This is a genomic window from Bacteroides sp. AF29-11, from assembly GCF_003602895.1.
GTDB classification, from domain to species: Bacteria; Bacteroidota; Bacteroidia; order Bacteroidales; family Bacteroidaceae; genus Bacteroides; species Bacteroides uniformis.
Map to the genome: position 1 here is coordinate 384,491 of NZ_QTLY01000004.1, position 17,586 is coordinate 402,076.

Genomic DNA, 17,586 nt, shown 5'->3' on the forward strand with positions numbered 1-17,586 from the left:
CCCCATTCATCGGACCGACATTAAAACAACTCAATATTATGGCAAAAACATTTACCAAACTGGTCAGCCTCGTGGCATACGACGCCACGCTGACCGAGCGCACAGACGATTTCTATCTTCGTGCCAAAACCATGCCCGACACCGTGAGCCTGCGCGACATCGCAGCCGAGGTGGCCACGCGGCTGAACCGTAACGAAGACGAAATCTTCGCTGTCCTCAACGATGCCGAACGTGTCAAGGCCGATGCCGTGGCAAGTTCCTACATCGTTTCCACTCCCACAGCCCTGATGCGCCCCTGCGCCGGTGGCACGGTACTGAAAAGCGACCTTTCGCAGGCCATCGACCGCAAGAAGGTAAAGGTGTATGCCACGCTCAGCATGGGGCCGCTGCTCCGCACGGAGATGGAAGGCTGCCGTGTGGAACTCTTCACCCAGCCTGCCGTGGTAGGGCCGTTGCTGAACGGTGCCGTGGCGCAGACCCGTGCCGCCGATGGAACGGTTTCCACCCGTGCGCCGCAGGCAGGAAAGAACATCCGCCTGACCGGTCGCAACATCAAGCTGGCAGGTGCGGACGCTTCCGTGGGCGTAACGTTCACCTCGGTGGAAACGCCTTCGAAGAAGGTGTTCGTCCCCCTGGAAGATGTGACGGTGAACGAGCCGAAGCAGCTTATTTTCGTCCTCCCCGCAGGGGTTACCGACGGGTTGTGGCGTGTGAAGATTTGTACCCAGTATGGCAGCGGCGGTCACAATGTGGTGAAACCGCGTGTCTATGAGCTGGACGAGCCTATGGGCGTAGGCTCCGCCTATCAGGTGCCGGACAGCGGTTCCGGCAGCGGAAGCGGGGACAGCGGCTCCGGTGAGGACGGCGACCAGAACGAATATCCTTTGGGATAACCTGACGAGGGGGCACGTTGCCCCGCTGACGGGGGCGGCGTTGCTTTGCTGACGTGGGAATGTAATACGGTTGGTGTCAACCCTATTAATAACCATCGACTTGTAACCAATAATGTAACTATAAATCTAATTTTAAACTAACTAAAATGAAACGAATCATGAATCAAGCAGCCCGAAAGAGACTTGCCGCTATGGCACTCTTTCTCTTAATCTGCCTTCCTTTCTCTCTGGCACAAGCCCAGACCGTGAAAGTGACCGGCAAGGTGACTGACAACCTGAATGAACCGATGATTGGTGTAAGTATCGTAGAGAAAGGTACTACCAACGGTTGTATTACCGATATTGACGGTAATTATACATTGAATGTGAATCAGGGAGCGACAATCATTTTCTCTTACATCGGCTACGTAACCCAAGAGAAACAAGCCGTTGCCGGTGTGATGAACATTGTCTTGAAAGAAGACAGCGAGACGCTGGACGAAGTGGTGGTAGTAGGTTACGGTGTGCAGAAGAAAAGCTCCGTGACAGGAGCCATTTCGCAGGTGAAGGCCGAAGACATGCAAAACCGTACTATCAGTGATGCTTCACAAGCCTTGCAGGGTAAGACAGCCGGTGTGCAGTTGATTACGACTTCTGCCGCTCCGGGTTCCTCACCTACGGTACGTGTGCGCGGTTATTCGTCCAATGCGGCTTCCAGTCCGCTTTATGTGGTGGATGGCGTACGCATGAGCAGCATTGCCGGTATCGACCCCAATGACATTGCCAGTATGGAAGTGCTGAAAGATGCTGCTTCCGCTGCTATCTATGGTGCTGAGGCCGGTAACGGTGTTATCCTTATATCAACAAAGAAAGGTAAAGCCGGACAAGGAAAAATTACGTATGACTTCCAGCTTTCCACGCAATCCATTGCCCGTATGCCCAAGTTGCTTAATGCAGAAGAATACGTTGATTACATGTCGGAAAGCAGTGCTTTCGACCCCAATTTCATAAAAGCCAATTGGGATGGAAAGACCAGTACGGACTGGCTGGATATTGCCTTTGAAAATTCATTGATGATGAAGCATAACTTGGCTTTTGCCGGAGGTGGCGAGCAGGGCAATTATTATTTGTCGCTGACTTATCTGGACAATGACGGTATTGTAAAAGGGAAAGACGATGTTTACCAACGTATGACGGCTACCATTAATGCCGAATACAACATAAAGCCTTGGTTGAAGGTAGGTACGACAAACCAGATTGAGAAGTATAACACCCGTGGCGTATCTACGCAGAATGCGTATGGTAGCTTCCTGCAATCCGTTCTGATGATGGATCCCTTGACTCCTGATACTTACGCACCCGATAAATTGCCTGCCCACATGCAGAACGCTTTGAATCAGGGCAGCACATTGTTGCAGGACGAGAACGGCAATTATTATGCCTCTTCTCTTTTCTATGAAGGTGAAAACTACCATCCTACTGTGATGCGTAAGAGCACCATTGGCCGTAACAGCGGATTCAATGTCAATGGTTCTATCTATGCGGATTTCACACCTATCAAAGGCTTTACCTTTACTTCTCGTTTCGGTTATCGTTTGGGAGGCACTCGCTCTGCCAACACAAGCCTGCCTTTCTATGGCAATTCGACCCAAAGACGTGACTATGTAAGTATCAATAGTCAGTCTGCTACAAGCATTTACTATCAGTGGGAAAACTTTGCCAATTATGTGAAGTCATTCAACGGTCATACCATCAATGCCATGTTGGGTATGTCGTTCCAGGAATCTTCTTACGACTATGTAAAGGGATCTCTCGATCCGGATGGTGAACATGCCGTACTTCAGAACAATCCGTTATTCTTTTATCTGAATTACGCTGCTTCCTCAGCAGTCAAAGGTCTGAATGGTGAAAAGACCCGTTCTGCCAAAATGTCTTACTTCGGTCGTGCAAGCTATGACTACATGGGTCGCTACATGGCGCAATTCTCCTTGCGTGCCGATGCAGCCGATATGTCGCAATTGCCTGTTACGAACCGTTGGGGTTACTTCCCCGCAGTCTCTTTGGGATGGACGGTTTCAGAAGAAAAGTTCTTTGAGCCTGTAAAGGAAAGTGTCAATAGCTTGAAGTTGCGTGCCAGCTGGGGACAGAACGGTAGCCTTTCCGCATTGAGCGGTTATGCCTATAGCACGGATATGGCTTCCAGCGGCATTTATCCGTTGACTGGCGGCAATGGCTTTACTACCGGAGTAAATCCTGCTTCATTGGGTAACGATGAATTGAAGTGGGAAACTTCCGAACAGATTGACTTTGGTTTGGATGCTCGCTTTTTGCGTGACCGCTTGACCTTCAGTGTGGACTATTATGAAAAGAAGACGAAAGATTTGTTGGTTTTAGATACAAAACCTTCTCTCAGTATCGGTGGAAAGACTTCTCCGATGAATGCCGGTAACGTAAGCAATAAAGGTTGGGAATTTGAACTGGGCTGGCGCGATAATATCAAGGATTTCAGCTACAGCATTCGTGCTAACCTGGCTACGTTGAAGAATGAAGTAACTTATCTTGACCCTTCGCAACCTCGTCTGAATGGAGCTTCTTTCCATACTTACCAGCTCAGTTTCTTTGAGAAGGGATATCCGGTGTACTATTTCCGTGGCTATCAGTTCAATGGTTTGGACGAGCAAGGCAATCCTACTTTCAAAGACCTTGATAACAGTGGCGGCCTCAACGAAGGTGACTTGACTTACATTGGCGATGCTATTCCTGACTTCACGTATGGTATAACCTTGACGGCAGCTTACAAGGGACTTGACCTGACAATATTCGGTACTGGTTCACAAGGTAACGATATTTTTCATTGTTACTATCGTCCCGATTATAAGACAAGTAACCGCCTGAAAGAGGTTTGGTATGATAATCATTGGTCTGCCAACAATCCAACCGGTACGAAGCCTTTGGCAAATGCCAACAATATAGACCAATACATTCAGTCGGATGCCATGGTTTATGATGCTTCTTTCTTCCGTATCAAGCAGATTCAGTTGGGTTATACTTTGCCGAAATCATTGTTGAAGAAAGTGTTTATCAATAACATGCGCCTTTATTGTTCACTCGATGATTTTATCACTTTCACTAAATATCCCGGTTTCGACCCAGAATCTTCAGCTAACGCTACTACAGGCATGGGTATTGATATGGGCGGTTATCCTGCTTCCAAGAAAGTGGTGCTTGGCTTCAATATAGAATTCTAACTTTTAAATTTAATGTATAAAACAATGAAAGCAACACATTATATATATGTACTTTTTGCAGCCTTGTTCACTTTGGTATGTGCCGGTTGTGAAGATCGCTTGAATATTGAAAAGCATGGTAGTTTGGGAGGTCCTGAAAATTACTACCAAACTGACGAGGAAGCTGAGGCTGCCGTGGCTTCTATGCTTATCTCTTGGCGTGATATGTATTCTAACTGGTTTTATGTAAAAAACTGTCTTTCTGACGATGCCTATACGGGCGGTGGCTCTCGTGGTGATAATGCTATGATGGAGCAGTTGAATGAATTTACGTTCTTTACGGATAACGGTTTGATTTCTGGTTTGTATTCCGGGCTTTATGCTGTGGTTTATAAAGCCAATCTGATTATAGAGAATGTCACAGGAGATTCATCGGTCATGAGACGTGCCGTAGCTGAGGCAAAATTCTATCGTGCATGGGCTTATTTTGAGTTGGTGACTTTGTGGGGGAATGCGCCTTTGGTGGATCACTTATTGGCTCCGTCTGAGTATCATGTAAGCAACAGCACGCCTGAAGCTTTGTGGGCTTTTGTGGAACAGAATCTTGAAGAGGCTATTTCTTCAGGGGCTTTGCCTTCCAAAGCTAATGTGGACGATGCGGATGCTACTTCACGTGTTACGCTTGAAACTGCTAAAGCTTATCTTGGCAAAGCTTATCTTTTCCAAGGTAAATATTCTGATGCTGCTACTGTTTTGGACGAAGTCATTGATTCTAAGAAATATGAGTTATATCAAGGCAGCTTTGACATGTTGGGACATGCTGTGACCAACAATTGTAGTGAATCTATGCTTGAAGTGCAACGTCGCAAAAACAGCGAACAAGCTTGGAATCAGTTCGTTCAATTCTATATCATGTTGGGCTGGCGTACAAGTCACATGTCATACGGCCCCAAGGCATTGTTTGAAGAAGGCATTGCAATGGGTACTTATGGATTTTTCAATCCTACTAAGTCATTGTATGACGCTTTTGTTGAAAGAGAAGGCGTGGACGGTTATCGTCTGAAAAGTACGATGCGTACTTACGAACAAATGAATGAAGTGGAAATGGCTATCAATCCGGGTCTTTATTTAGTTGGTAACGAAGGTTATTTCTTTTGGAAAACCCGTCTTTTGGGCTCAGACAACATTATCGACCAAAGTTGGTTCCAAAGTCTTCAATATACTAACCTGCGTGTGATGCGTTATGCCGAAGTATTACTCATGGCCGCTGAGGCTCATGTAATGGGTGGTGGCTCTGCCGACAAGGCTGTGAAGTATATTAATGAAATCCGTACTCGTGCCAAGCTTGCCCCACTTTCTTCCGTGACATTGGATGATGTGAAGAAGGAGAAACGTCTGGAACTCTGTTTGGAGAGTGTCCGATTCCAAGATTTGGTTCGTTGGGGGGATGCAAAAGCTGTGTTGGGTGAGCAAGGTAAGTTTATTCCGGCTTATGGATATTTCCCGAAAATTGATCCTTCCACAGGTGAAGTGATGAAGGATGCTCAAGGTAATCCGATATTTGAATTTAAATTGGAACCGGAAAATACCAAAAATTCTGTATATGGCTTCCAAGACAAACACATGCTGTTGCCTATTCCTTACACAGAATTGAATGTGAATCCCAATATCAAGCAAAATACAGGTTGGTAATTCTAATAAAACATGAAAAGATTCTTAACTCCCCTTTTCACCTTTTGCGTGGCGCTGGCTGTGAATGCACAGCCGGTGCCCGCCACCGGTTCGCCCGTGCTGCGTGCCGACAACATTGACGAAGTGGTCAGTGCCCTGACCCTCGAAGAGAAGGTGCACCTCGTCATCGGTTGCGGCATGTCGATGGGCAGTGACTCCAAGTTCCCCGGTACTGCCGGACGTACCTACGACATTCCCCGCCTGGGCATCCCATCGGCTTTCCTTGCCGACGGACCGCACCGCCTGGCGATGGCTTCCAAACGGGAATTCGACAGCCGCACCTATCACGCCACCGAATTCCCCTCGAGCACCACGGTGGCAGCTACGTTCGATCCCGATGCCGCCTACCGTGTAGGCCAGGCTCTGGGCACCGAAGTGAAAGACTACGGTATGGACGTGCTCCTCGCCCCCGGTGTCAACCTGATGCGTAACGCCCTCTGCGGACGAAACCACGAGTATTATGCCGAAGACCCCGTGCTGGTGGGCAAGATAGCCGCCGCCTACATCAACGGCATCCAGAGCGAAGGTACCGGCACCTGCCTGAAGCACTTCGCCGTGAACAACCAGGAAACCAACCGCAACAACAACGACTCCCGACTGACGCAGCGCCCCTTGCGCGAGCTTTATCTGAAATGCTTCGAGATAGCCGTCAAGGAGGCTCAGCCCTGGAGCGTGATGACCGCCTACAACAAGGTGAACGGCAAATACACCTGCGAAGACCGCGAACTGACCGAAGATATCCTCCGCAATGAATGGGGATTCAAGGGACTGGTGATGTCCGACTGGAATGCCGGAAAAGATGCCGTGACTTCCATCGCGGCAGGTAATGACATGTTGCAGCCGGGGCAGGAACGCCAGTACAACGCCATTCTGGAAGCCGTGAAGAACGGCACGCTGGATGAGGCGCTCCTCAACCTCAGCGTGAAGCGTGTGCTGGAGTTTGTGGTGAAGAGCCACACCTTCTCCGGTTACAATTATCCCAACGAGACCGACCTCAAAGCCCATGCGCAAGTGGACCGCCGGGTAGGTGCCGAGGGCATCGTGCTGCTGGATAACAAGAATGCGCTGCCTATGGCTGCCGGCATCAGGAAGGTAGCCCTTTACGGCACTACTTCCTACGACATGGTTCCTGCCGGTATGGGATTCGGCAGTACGGGCTTCGGCTACTACACGGTGTCTATGGTAGAAGGCTTGCGCAATGCGGGCTATACGGTAGATAAGGATTTGTTGAACCGCTACAAGAAGCACATGGCCGACGAGCAGAAACGCCTCTTCCCCCACGGTCGCCCTCCTTTCGCGTTTACTCCGCTGCCCCGTGCCGAAGAGTTCCTGCCCACTGCCGAGGAACTGGCCGCGCAAGTGAAAGCCAACGACATCGCCGTGCTTACGCTGGGACGTGTCAGTGGTGAAGGCTGCGACCGCCGTGTGGAAGATTTCCTCTTGAAGGAGAACGAACTGGCTCTGATAAAGCAAGTGTCTGCCGCCTATCGTGCCGCAGGCAAGAAGCTGGTGGTGGTTCTCAACATCTGCAGCCCCGTGGAGACCGCTTCATGGAAAGAACTGGCAGATGCCTTGGTATGCGCTTTCCAGCCCGGGCAGGAAGTGGGCAACTGCATTGCCGACGTGTTGACGGGTAAGGTGAACCCCAGCGGCAAGCTGCCCATGACGTTTGCCGTGAAGTATGGCGACGCGCCGTCGGATGCCAATTTCCCCTTCGACTATGAGTTCAAGATGCCGTCGTTCGCCATGGGTACCGGCATGAACTTCAAGTCCGACAAGAAAGAGGAGAAGCCGAAAGAGCCGGAACGCAACGTCGATTTCACCCTCTACGAGGAGGGCATCTACGTGGGTTACCGTTACTTCGATACCTTCGGTAAAGAGGTATCTTACCCCTTCGGCCACGGGCTGAGCTATACCACCTTTGAATATGCGGTGGAAGAGGCTGCCATCGACGGTGACCGCTGCCGCATGAAGGTGAGCGTGAAGAACACCGGCAAGGTGGCAGGCCGTGAAGCCGTGCAGCTCTATGTCAAGGCTCCCGAGGGCGGCATGGACAAGCCCGCCAAGGAACTGAAAGCCTTCGGCAAGACCCGCCTGCTGAAACCCGGTGAGAGCCAGACCCTGACATTGGAGTGGAACGTGATGGACATGGCCTCCTTCAACGAGAAAAGCAGCTCTTGGGAGTTGGCCAAGGGTGAATATCAATGGATGGCTGCCGCCTCTTCGGCCGACGTGCGTTGCACCACGGTGCAGAAGGTGGCAAAGGCACGCAAGCAGAAAGTGCACGATGCCATGCGGGCACAAGTGCCGGTGGCTGTGCATCCCATGGTGAAGAGATGAGGTGTGCATATACATCACCTGAAAAAACTGATATATATCAATCCGTTTTAGAATGGAAAGCACTTATTTTGTAGTACATTTTTAAAATCTATGCCATGAAAAGATTGATACTTTCTCTTTTTGCCGTCTGCTCGTTGTGGATGGCAAATGCACAGAATCCTGCATGGGGACCACAAAGCAAGGTCGTGACCGACAGCATCTACAGCACGGTGCTGAAGACGCACCGCGCCTATACCATCTATCTGCCTCAGAGCTATGACAAGGAGGCAGACAGGAAGTATCCCATTCTCTACCTGCTGCACGGCATGTCGGGGGTGAATACCAGCTGGTTTACGGACCAGCGTGTGAAGGACGTGATGGACCAGTTGACGGCATCGGGCGAGGCGTGCGAGATGATTATCGTCAGCCCCAACGCCGGAGGCAATCCGGCCACGTGCTGGAACGGCTACTTCAACATGCCGGGATGGGCTTACGAGGATTTCTTCTACAAGGAGTTCATGCCCTATATCGAGAAGACCTACCGTGTGGTGGGCGACCGTCAGCATCGTGCCGTTGCGGGCCTTTCGATGGGTGGAGGCGGAACCACGAGCTACGCGCAGCGCTATCCCGACCTCTATTGTGCGGCATACGCCATGAGTGCCTTGATGAACATCCCCGTCAGTGGTGAGGCGGCGGGAAAAGACCCCGACCCCACAAACAAGATGGCTGTGCTGACCCGTTCGGTGCAGGAGCATAGTTGCATCAAGTATGTGCTGGAGGCTGATGAGGCCCGTAAAGCTGCTCTGCGCACCGTGCAGTGGTTTGTGGATTGCGGTGACGATGATTTCCTGCTCGACCGTAACATCGAGTTCTTCCAGGCGATGCGCAATGCCGGCATTCCTTGCCAGTTCCGCGTGCGCGACGGAGGGCACACCAGTGAATACTGGCATTCGGCATTGTATATGTGTTTGCCTTTTGTGAGCCGGTGCTTTGAGAAATGAGATTTGATTCCCTTCAACTTTCTCCAACTCCTTAAACAATTAAAATGATTATGAAGAAATTTACACTTTTATTTACTTTGTTGCTGATGTGTGCAATGAGCTTTGCGCAACAAGCCTTGTGGGGCGGTGCTCCGGTAGTTTCGCCGGAGATTCACGATGACAATACGGTCACTTTCCGCCTGAAGGCGCCGAAAGCCGTGAAGGTGCAGTTGACGGGTGACTTCCTGCCGCCGCACACCATCCAGACACCGAGGGGCGAGTATGACGCTCCGGGCATCGTCGATATGAAGGAGGGCAAGGACGGCGTGTGGGAATATACCACTGCCGAACCGCTGAAACCCGAACTTTATGGCTATGCTTTCTTTGTGGACGGGCTGAAAATAATGGATCCCGGCAACGTCTATATGATTCGTGATGTGGCAACTGTGACGAATGTGTTCATCATCGGCGGTGACCGTGCCGACCTCTACAAGGTGAACAAAGTGCCTCACGGAACAGTGAGACGTATGTGGTACAATAGTCCCACGCTGGGCATGGACCGCCGCCTGACGGTTTATACACCCGCCGGCTACGAGAACGGCAAGAAGCGTTATCCCGTCTTCTACCTGCTGCATGGCGCCGGAGGTGACGAAGAGGCATGGATTGCCTTGGGCCGTACTTCACAAATCCTGGATAACCTGATAGCGCAGGGCAAGGCAGAACCGATGATTGTAGTGATGACCAACGGCAATGCCTGGCAGGATGCCGCTCCCGGTGAATCGCCCAAAGGTTTCACTGTCCCTTCCATGAGTCCGAAGGAACGTGCTTCCGCTCCGGAAGGAGGCTTCGAACTTTCTTTCCCGGAAATCGTGAAATTCGTGGAGAAGAACTTCCGCACATTGCCGGACAAGAAGCACCGTGCCATTGCGGGCCTCTCGATGGGTGGCTTCCACTCTTGCAGCATCTCGAAGTACTATCCGGATATGTTCGATTATGTAGGCTTGTTCTCGGGTACTGCTTCCAGGAACGATAAGTCCACTTGTCCGGTCTATACCGACTTCGAGGGTAAACTGAAGACGCAGTTTGCCAAGAAACCGGCACTCTATTTCATCGCTTGCGGCAACCGTGACTTTGTCTTCAAGAGCGTGACGGACTTCCGCAAACTGCTCGATGACAACGGTTGCAAGTACGAGTATCTGGAAACGGGCGAGGGACATATCTGGAGGAACTGGCGCATCTATCTGACGGAGTTCGCGCCGAAGTTGTTCAAGTGACTTCGTGCCGATTGATTCACCCTGCACTTCGCCAATCCGAAGTGCAGGATTATAGACTATCTGTTTAATAACAAAATAACAAACTCATTATGAAAAGAATTTCTATTTTATCAGCTCTGTTGCTGATGTGTGCGATGACTTTCGCGCAACAAGCTCTCTGGGGCGGTGCCCCCGTGGTATCACCTGAGATACACGACAACAATACAGTAACTTTCCGCTTGAAGGCGCCGAAAGCCGTAAAGGTGCAAGTAACCGGCGACTTCCTGCCTACGCAGAAAATCAAGACTCCTTTTGGTGAGTTTGATGGTCCGGGTGTGGCAGATTTGAAAGAGAACAAGGACGGTGTGTGGGAATTCACTACTCCCGAACCGCTGAAACCAGAACTCTACAGCTACACTTTCCTGGTAGACGGACTGAAGATTAACGACCCTGCCAACGTCTATATGATTCGCGACGTGGCAAGCGTGACGAACGTGTTCATCATCGGCGGTGACGAGCGCATCGACCTCTACAAGGTGAATAAGGTTCCCCACGGAACGGTATCTAAGGTATGGTACAACAGCCCCACGCTGGGTATGGACCGCCGCCTGACTGTCTATACGCCTGCCGGATATGAGACAAGCGGCAAGCGCTACCCCGTCTTCTACCTGCTGCACGGCATGGGTGGCGACGAGAACGCATGGAGCGAACTGGGACGTACGGCACAGATTCTGGATAACCTCATCGCCCAAGGCAAGGCCAAGCCGATGATTGTAGTGATGACCAACGGCAACGCCGCATTGGAAGCAGCTCCGGGTGAATCTTCACTGGGCTTTGCCGCTCCCAACATGAATCTGCCCAAGACGATGGAAGGCTCTTTCGAAACAGCTTTCCCCGACGTGGTGAAATTCATTGATAAGACTTACCGTACACAGGCCAACAAGAAGGGGCGTGCCATTGCTGGTCTCTCTATGGGAGGTTTCCACTCCATGCACATCTCCAAGCAATATCCGGACATGTTCGACTATGTAGGGCTGTTCTCGGCTGCCATCATGCCCAACAAAGATGTGAAGTCTCCGATTTATGACAACCTTGAAGCCAAACTGAAAACCCAGTTTGCCAAGAAACCGTCACTCTATTACATCGCTATCGGTAATAAAGACTTCTTGTTCCAGGCCAATAACGACTACCGCAAGATGTTGGACGAGAAGGGTTACAAATATGAATATTATGAAACCGGAGAAGGTCATATCTGGAAGAACTGGCGTATTTACCTGACAGAATTCGCACCGAAGATATTTAAATAAGATTATGAAGAAGAATATCATATCCATGGCAGCAGCAATGGCTGTTTTGTCAGCTTGCGGACCGGGTGTGCCGCAGCTTGGAAAGTCCTCTCTGGATGAGGTGATTGGCGCCATGACCTTGGAAGAAAAGGCTCATCTGGTAGTAGGTACTGGTATGGCAGGTTTCTCGGGTGACAGTGCCGTAATCGGTGCGACGAAAAAGCTGGTGCCGGGCGCGGCAGGAACCACCTACCCGATCGAGCGTCTCGGCATTCCCGCCGTGGTGCTGGCCGATGGTCCCGCCGGACTGCGTATCGACCCCAAGCGTGAGGGGGATTCGGCTACGTACTATTGTACTCATTTCCCTATCGGAACTTTGCTCGCCTCTACCTGGGACCAGGAACTGGTGGAAAGTGTAGGTCAGTCCATCGGTAACGAAGTGCTGGAATACGGTGCGGACGTGCTGTTGGCTCCGGCGCTGAACATTCACCGTAACCCGCTTTGCGGACGTAACTTCGAGTATTATTCCGAAGACCCGTTGGTGTCGGGTAAGATTGCCGCCGCCTACGTACGTGGTGTGCAGAGCAACGGTGTGGGTACCAGTATCAAGCACTTTGCTGTGAACAACCAGGAAACCAACCGTATGGCTACGGATGCGCATGTATCTCCACGCGCTTTGCGCGAAATCTACTTGAAAGGGTTCGAGATTGCCGTGAAGGAATCCGCTCCTTGGACCGTGATGTCCTCATACAACTACCTGAACGGTGTCTACACTTCGGAAAACAAGGAGTTGCAGACAACCATGTTGCGCGACGAATGGGGCTTCAAGGGCATGGTGATGACCGACTGGTTTGGCGGCAAGGATGCCGTGGCACAGATGGTGGCAGGCAATGACATGTTGCAGCCCGGTCTGCCCAAGCAGTACGAAGCCATCGTGAAGGGTGTGCAGGACGGAGCGTTAGATGAAGCCATCCTCAATCAGAATGTGAAGCGTATTCTGGAGATGATTCTCCAGACTCCCCACTTCAAGGGATATAAATACTCCAACAAGCCTGATTTGAAGGCGCATGCTGCCGTTACTCGCCAGTCGGCAACGGAAGGCATGGTATTGCTGAAGAACGATAACGGTGCTCTGCCGCTGGCTGCCGACGTGAAGAACGTGGCACTCTTCGGTTGCACTTCCTACGATTTCATTGCAGGCGGTACAGGTTCGGGCAACGTGAACCGCGCTTATACCGTTTCGCTATTGGACGGCTTGAAGAATGCCGGCTATGTGGTGGATGAAGCGCTGAAGAATAGCTATGAAGCTTACCTGAAAGCCGAGAAAGAACGTCTGTCCAAAGATAAGAAAGAGTGGTTCATGCCCGATACCCGTCCGGCTGAGATGGCTGTTTCCGCACAAGTCATCCGCGAGCAGGCTGCCAAGGCCGATGTGGCACTGGTGACGCTGGGACGTACCTCCGGTGAGTTCCTTGACCGTATGGTAGCCGACTTCAACCTCACCAAAGAGGAACAGAACATGTTGAAAGCTGTGTCCGATGTTTTCCACGCTGCCGGAAAGAAGGTAGTGGTGGTACTCAACATCGGCGGGGTGATTGAAACCGCTTCTTGGAAATCTGTTCCCGATGCCATCCTTTGTGCATGGCAGGCAGGCCAGGAGGGAGGAAACAGTGTGGCCGACGTGCTGAGTGGCAAGGCTTCTCCTTCGGGCAAGCTGACAATGACCTTCCCGGTGAAGTTTGAAGATGCCGCTTCTTCCGCCAACTTCCCGATAGACATGCGTGTAAGCACCGACCTCGTGAACAAGGGCGAGAAGAAGAACGACGTGAAGAACGTGGATTATACCGATTACGAAGAGGACATCTACGTAGGTTACCGTTACTTCGACACCTTTGGCAAGCAGGTTTCCTATCCTTTCGGCTACGGTTTGAGTTATACTACTTTCGCTTACGACAAGGCTGCTGTCAAGGCAGACAACGGTGCCTATACCGTATCTGTAGAAGTGAAGAATACCGGTAAGGTAGCAGGTAAGGAAGTGGTTCAGCTTTATGTATCCGCTCCTGATGCTGCTGCCAACAAACCCGAAAAGGAACTGAAGGCCTTTGCCAAGACTAAGGAACTGAAACCGGGCGAAGCGGTTGTGGTGACGCTGAAAGTGAATGCTGCCGACCTGGCTTCCTACGATGAGGCTGCATCGGCATGGGTGGTAACTCCCGGAAACTACAAGTTCCTCGTCGGGGCTTCCTCACGCGACATCAAGGCTACGCTGGAGGCTGAAGTAGCTGCCGCAACGCAGAAGACGAACAACATCTTGAAACTTCAGGAACCGATGAGCCTCTTGAAGAGATGAGAGTAGGATTGTCTGAAAAGATAACAAATCATACCCTAAAAAACATCCTGTTGTACCCTTTGGTATGGCAGGATGTTCTTATCTTTGTACCTCGTATAAACAGATAGTGCAACTATTATAAACCAATATCACAACCATGAGTAAAAAGTTAATCTTATCTTTAGCCCTATCAGGGTTAGTACTTACTTCTACGGCGCAGACCACTGTTGCGCCTGCCATTCCAAGAGACGAGAAAATAGAACAGCAGATTGAGACTTTGCTGAAGAAGATGACGCTTGACGAGAAAGTCGGTCAGATGTGCGAACTCACCATAGACCTCCTGCAGAAACGCGCCAATCCTTTTGCCGGTCTCAATCCGAAAGATATAACTGTAGATGATTTGAAGAAAATCGTCAAGAGGTATAAGTTGGAGAAAGAGTTCAAGCTGGGCAAGGAGATGCCTTCGCAAGAAGTGATGATGCAGCTCTATATGCGTATCCAGGGTATTGAGAATGCCAAGGGCTTCCAGTTGGACGAGGCGATGCTCGACTCTGTCATCGGAAAATACAAAGTAGGCTCCATCTTGAACGTGCCTAACGGTGTGGCACAAAGCGTGGAGAAGTGGCAGGAAATCATCAAACGCATTCAGGAGAAATCCATGGAGGTGATGGGTATTCCTTGTGTGTACGGTGTAGACCAGATACACGGAACTACCTATACGCTGGGTGGTACTTTCTTCCCGCAAGGCGTCAATATGGGAGCTACCTTCAACCGTGAACTGACACGTGAAGGTGCACGCATCTCCGCTTATGAAACAAAGGCGGGAAGCATTCCCTGGACGTATGCCCCGGTGACCGACCTCGGACGTGACCCGCGCTGGCCTCGTATGTGGGAAAATTATGGTGAAGACGCCTACGTCAATGCCGAAATGGGACGTGAAGCAGTTATCGGTTTCCAGGGCGAGAACCCCAACCTGATTGGCGAGAACAACGTTGCCGCTTGTATGAAGCACTATATGGGTTATGGTGTTCCCGTTTCCGGTAAGGACCGTACGCCGTCTTCCATCACCGAGCAGGATATGCGTGAGAAGCATTTCGCTCCTTATCTGGAAATGGTGAAAGCAGGTGCCCTCTCCGTGATGGTGAACTCCGCCATGAACAACGGTCTGCCTTTCCATGCCAACTATGAGCTGCTGACCAAGTGGCTGAAAGAAGACCTCAACTGGGACGGTATGATTGTGACTGACTGGGCGGACATCAACAACCTTTATAGCCGCGACCACATAGCCAAGGATAAGAAGGAAGCCATCAAGCTTGCCATCAATGCCGGTATCGACATGTCTATGGACCCGTACGACTGGAAGTTCTGTACACTCTTGAAGGAGCTGGTGGAAGAAGGAGAAGTCCCCATGAGCCGCATTGACGATGCTGTTCGCCGTGTACTGCGCCTGAAGTACCGTCTCAATCTGTTTGAAAAGCCCTATTATGACTTGAAAGACTTCCCCTTGTTCGGTAGTGCGGAACATGCCGCTGCCGCCCTCCAGGCTGCCGAAGAATCTTTGGTACTTCTGAAGAATACAGACGGTATATTGCCGCTGGCAAAAGGCAAGAAGTTGCTGGTTACCGGTCCGAATGCCAACTCCATGCGTTGCCTCAACGGCGGCTGGTCCTACTCTTGGCAGGGTGACAAGGCCGATGAACATGCAGGCCAATATAATACCATCCTCGAGGCCTTCACCAATAAATTCGGTGCGGAGAATATCATCTACGAAGCCGGCGTCACTTATAAGCAAGGTGGCAACTGGTGGGAAGAAAACACTCCGGAGATAGAGAAAGCTGTAGCTGCCGCTGCGGCTGCCGACTACATCGTGGCTTGCATCGGTGAGAACTCTTACTGCGAGACTCCGGGTAATTTGACAAACCTTACCCTCTCCCAGAATCAGCTTGACTTGGTGAAAGCTCTTGCCAAGACCGGCAAACCCATCGTCCTGATACTGAACGAAGGCCGTCCCCGTCTGATTGCCGACATCGAGCCACTGGCTAAAGCGGTTGTCAATACTATGCTTCCGGGTAACTATGGTGGCGATGCGTTGGCAAACCTCATTGCCGGCGACGCCAACTTCAGCGGAAAGATGCCTTTCACTTATCCGAAGGAAATCAACTCTCTGATTACGTACGACTACAAACCGTGCGAACACATCGGCAAGCAGATGGAAGGTGCTTATAACTACGATGCGCAAGTGTCCGTACAGTGGGCGTTCGGTTATGGATTGAGCTATACCACTTTTGCATACAGCAACCTCAAGGTGGATAAGTCGGACTTTACCGCTGATGATGTGCTTACTTTCACCGTTGATGTGAAGAATACCGGCAACCGCATTGGTAAGGAAAGCGTGCTGCTCTTCAGCAGCGACCTCGTTGCCTCCCTTACTCCCGATACCCGCCGTCTTCGCGCTTTCGAAAAGGTGGAACTGAAACCGGGCGAGACAAAGACCGTGACACTGAAACTGAAAGGCTCCGACCTTGCTTTTGTAGGCTATGACGGCAAGTGGATTCTGGAGAAAGGTGACTTCCGCATCCAGACGGGTGACCAGACAGTGAACGTGGTTTGTACGGATACCAAGAAGTGGGAGACTCCGAATAAGTGATACGACAAGGTCTTTTAGACCTTTAGAACCATAGTAAAAGGGCCGATAGCATGAAACAAGCTATCGGCCTTTTATTTTTCCGCGTTGTCTTTCAACAGTATCTTCTTTCCGCTTGTACCTCCTTACTTCTTTTCTTGAAACAATAGAGATTGTATGCATGAGATGTACATCTCATGTTGTCCGAGATGCGCATCTCGTTGTGCTTGACATGTGCATCTCATGCAGTATGGAACGTGATAATTCATTTCATAAAGTATAAGCTTCTGTCTCATAAGATTATATGTTTTACCCCTTATCTTGAAGTGTTGAAAGGGCTTGTCTGTAATATAATTCCCGTTTGAACCGTTAAATCAATCTTTTTTTCTCTAATATTTTGTAGTCGAACAGATTATTTATATCTTTGCAACCGAAAATGGATGAAAGGTGGAGGGGCGATTAAGCTCCTCTTTTTTGTTCCTAATGGTTAATCTATGATAGAAAAGAAAACTGTTTGTCAGATTGTTGACGAGTGGCTGGCAGGAAAGGACTACTTCCTTGTGGAGGTGACAATCAGCCCGGATGACAAGATTTTGGTGGAAATAGACCACAAAGAAGGTGTTTGGATTGAGGACTGCGTAGAGCTGAGCCGCTACATCGAGTCCAAGTTGAACCGTGAGGATGAGGATTATGAGTTGGAAGTCGGTTCGGCCGGCATCGGACAGCCCTTCAAGGTACTGCAGCAGTACATTAACCACATCGGCAAGGAAGTGGAAGTGCTGGCAAAGGACGGCCGCAAGCTCAGCGGCGTGTTGAAGGAAGCCGACGAACAGCATTTCGTCGTGACCATTCAGAAGAAAGTGAAAGAGGAAGGTGCCAAGCGTCCCAAGCTGGTGGACGAGGACTTGACCTTTACGTATGAAGAGATAAAATACACTAAATACTTAATCAGTTTTAAATAAGACT

General features: G+C 50.5%; 10 protein-coding genes. All 10 read left to right on the forward strand.

Annotated features, from left to right (window positions below; genetic code table 11):
- The first annotated feature begins 38 nt into the window (after window positions 1–38).
- The 10 genes from DWZ03_RS09085 to rimP all read left to right on the forward strand — a co-directional run bounded on the left by DWZ03_RS09085 (window position 39) and on the right by rimP (window position 17,582).
- A complete protein-coding gene (locus tag DWZ03_RS09085; RefSeq protein WP_052573186.1) occupies window positions 39–893 on the forward strand; it encodes a DUF4469 domain-containing protein in 855 nt (284 codons plus the stop codon).
- Window positions 894–1,039: 146 nt separating this feature from the next.
- Window positions 1,040–4,120 carry a SusC/RagA family TonB-linked outer membrane protein gene (locus DWZ03_RS09090; protein WP_117703786.1) on the forward strand — a complete coding sequence of 1,027 codons (3,081 nt, stop codon included), beginning with the start codon at window positions 1,040–1,042 and terminating at the stop codon, window positions 4,118–4,120.
- 24 nt (window positions 4,121–4,144) lie between these two features.
- On the forward strand, window positions 4,145–5,791 hold the full coding sequence (locus DWZ03_RS09095) for a RagB/SusD family nutrient uptake outer membrane protein (protein ID WP_044468430.1): 1,647 nt from the start codon (window positions 4,145–4,147) through the stop codon (window positions 5,789–5,791).
- Window positions 5,792–5,803: 12 nt separating this feature from the next.
- Window positions 5,804–8,170, forward strand: coding sequence for a glycoside hydrolase family 3 C-terminal domain-containing protein (locus DWZ03_RS09100; protein WP_117703785.1), 2,367 nt, complete (start codon window positions 5,804–5,806; stop codon window positions 8,168–8,170).
- Between the two features lie 95 nt (window positions 8,171–8,265).
- A complete protein-coding gene (locus DWZ03_RS09105; RefSeq protein ID WP_044468431.1) occupies window positions 8,266–9,150 on the forward strand; it encodes an alpha/beta hydrolase in 885 nt (294 codons plus the stop codon).
- A gap of 50 nt (window positions 9,151–9,200) precedes the next feature.
- Window positions 9,201–10,403, forward strand: a complete 1,203-nt coding sequence (locus tag DWZ03_RS09110) for an esterase (RefSeq protein ID WP_044468434.1) — start codon at window positions 9,201–9,203, stop codon at window positions 10,401–10,403.
- A gap of 89 nt (window positions 10,404–10,492) precedes the next feature.
- Window positions 10,493–11,689 (forward strand): esterase, encoded by a 1,197-nt coding sequence (locus DWZ03_RS09115; protein ID WP_016272040.1) that lies wholly within the window; start codon window positions 10,493–10,495, stop codon window positions 11,687–11,689.
- A gap of 4 nt (window positions 11,690–11,693) precedes the next feature.
- Complete coding sequence (locus DWZ03_RS09120; protein ID WP_120129682.1) at window positions 11,694–14,018, forward strand: glycoside hydrolase family 3 C-terminal domain-containing protein; 2,325 nt, start codon at window positions 11,694–11,696, stop codon at window positions 14,016–14,018.
- A gap of 136 nt (window positions 14,019–14,154) precedes the next feature.
- Window positions 14,155–16,644, forward strand: a complete 2,490-nt coding sequence (locus DWZ03_RS09125; RefSeq protein ID WP_120129685.1) for a glycoside hydrolase family 3 N-terminal domain-containing protein — start codon at window positions 14,155–14,157, stop codon at window positions 16,642–16,644.
- Window positions 16,645–17,114: 470 nt separating this feature from the next.
- Window positions 17,115–17,582: a ribosome assembly cofactor RimP gene (gene rimP, locus DWZ03_RS09130; protein ID WP_005824352.1), complete on the forward strand. Its 468-nt coding sequence runs from the start codon at window positions 17,115–17,117 to the stop codon at window positions 17,580–17,582.
- Window positions 17,583–17,586: the final 4 nt, after the last annotated feature.